At 73.7% G+C, this 2,181-nt stretch carries 1 protein-coding gene and 1 pseudogene; both read right to left on the bottom strand.

The window, feature by feature from the left end; all coding sequences use genetic code 11:
• Positions 1-467, bottom strand: a 467-nt coding sequence (locus HMPREF0058_RS11260; protein WP_040319970.1) for an ATP-binding cassette domain-containing protein, incomplete at its 3' end; no start/stop codon positions are given.
• Positions 468-1,440: 973 nt separating this feature from the next.
• Positions 1,441-1,911: pseudogene (locus tag HMPREF0058_RS13280) on the bottom strand (ABC transporter permease); the annotation flags it as partial.
• Positions 1,912-2,181 lie beyond the last annotated feature (270 nt).

Genomic DNA, 2,181 nt, shown 5'->3' with positions numbered 1-2,181 from the left:
CCTGCGTAGCCGGACAGCCCCACCAGCGTGAGCATCTCCTCGACCCGGGCGCGTCGGCGCGCCCGGGGCAGCCCAGTCAGCCCGTAGGCGACGTTGCCAGCCACGTCCCGGAAGGGGAAGAGCTGCCCGTCCTGGAACATGAGGCCGAAGCCGCGCCTGTGGACCGGCAGGGAGACGACGTCGTCGCCGTCCCAGCAGATCTCGCCACCGGCGAGGTCCTCCAGCCCGGCCACGGCACGCAGCAGGGAGGACTTCCCGCAGCCGGATGGCCCCAGGAGCGCCACGACCTCGCCCCGGCCCACGGTGAGGCTGACGCCGTCGACGGCGCGCACCGGGCCGGTGGCCGGCGCGCCTCGGCGCCGTGCGGGGGCCGCAGGGTAGGTGATCTCCAGATTGCGGATCTCCAGCCCCGTTGCCGCGGGCGCCGGCGCGCGGTCGCGGGCAGGGCTGGTCGTGACTGGCGTCATGGTCTCTCCTCCCTCGTCGCCGGCAGCCTGACCGGCTCGCGGCTGCGCCGCAGGTGCATGGTCTGGGCCCGCTCGCAGGCGAGCATGATGGCTGCCGTCCCGGCTGCCAGCACCACACCCGCGGCCAGCCCCATCCCCTGGTTCTGCGCACCAGGGGACCCGATGAGGCGGTACAGGACCACGGGCAGGGTCGGGGTCTGGGGGCGGGCGAGGAAGGACGTCGCCCCGAACTCCCCCAGGCTCGTGGCCAGGGCGAAGCCGGCCGCCAGCCCGCCGGCGCGCAGCAGATGCGGCCCGTCCACCGTGGCCAGCACCGGCCGGGGCCTGCCCCCAGCGCCGCGGCGACCTCACGCTGACGCGGATCGATGGCCCGCAGCGCCGGCAGGAGAGTGCGCACCACCAGTGGCACCGCCACCACGGCCTGGGCCAGCGGCAGGATCCACCAGCTGCGAGTCAGCACCAGGGGAGGGCGGGTGAGCGTGATGAGGAAACCGAAGCCGACCGTCACGGCGGAGACTCCCAGCGGGAGCATGAAGACCGAGTCGAGCAGGACGACTCCGCGGCGCAGCCACGGCGAGCGGGGCCGGCGGGAGACCACGAGACTCACCGCCGTCCCGATAGCCAGCGCGATCACCGCCGCCGCAGCCGCCACCCGTAGCGAGTTGCCGGCGGCCTGCCACACCGTGACGAGCAGGGCATTGCGACCGCCAGTGGTGGATAGGTCCGTGTAGTTGGCCAGGGTCCACTGCCCCCCGCGGCGCAGCGAACGCGCCAGGAGGACCACGACGGGACCGATCAGCAGCCCGGCCACCACCATGAGGGTCAGGGCCAGGGCCGGCAGGTCGGCGCGGCGCAGGCGCGTGGGCGGTACGTCCAGGTGCAGGCGCAGCCAGGCCTGGGAGGCCCTGCGCGTGCGCTCGGTCAGCCACAGCACCGCAGCGATGACCAGCAGCTGGAGGACGGAGAGCACGGCAGCCGCCCTCAGGTCGAGGTACTGGGCGGTGAGCACGTAGATCTCGGTCTCGATCGTCCCGATGCCGGTGCCTCCCAGGACCAGGACGACCCCGTAGGCAGTGGCGCAGAAAAGGAAGGTCAGGGAGGCGGCCGCCGCGATCGTGGGAGCGAGGCTGGGCAGGGTGACGGTGTAGAAGGCGCGCCAGGGTGAGGCTCCCAGGGTGCGTGCTGCCTCCACGGCGCGCGGGTCCAGCCGGGACCACATGGTGCCCACCATGCGCACGACCAGCCCGTAGTTGAAGAAGACCAGGGCGGCGACGACGGTGAGGACCGAGCCGTCCAGGGCGCCGTCGGCCACGCCGCCCAGCGGGCCGCCGCGGGTGACCAGGGCGTGGAAGGCGATACCGACGACGACGCTGGGCAGGACGAAGGGAACGGTCACCACGGCCCGCAGCAGGTCCCGTCCCGGAAAACGGCGCCGGTAGAGCACGCAGGCCCCCGGGAGGCCGAGCAGGACGCAGATCGCGGTGGCGGCGCTGGCCTGGAGCAGGGTCTGGCGGATGATGCGCCAGGTACGCGGGCGCGCCAGGACCTCCACGAAGCCAGACAGGTCGAGGGCTCCCTGCGGTGCCAGGCCACGAGCCAGCAGGCTGGCCACCGGCCAGGCGAAGAAGACTGCCAGGAAGACGACCGGCGCCGCCACGGCCAGGAACCAGCCCAGGCGCTCAGACGGCGTCGTGCTCGGACCTCGCCGGAGCGG

Source organism: Actinomyces urogenitalis DSM 15434 (assembly GCF_000159035.1).
GTDB lineage: Bacteria > Actinomycetota > Actinomycetes > Actinomycetales > Actinomycetaceae > Actinomyces > Actinomyces urogenitalis.
This window is presented reverse-complemented; position numbering and strand designations above follow the sequence as displayed.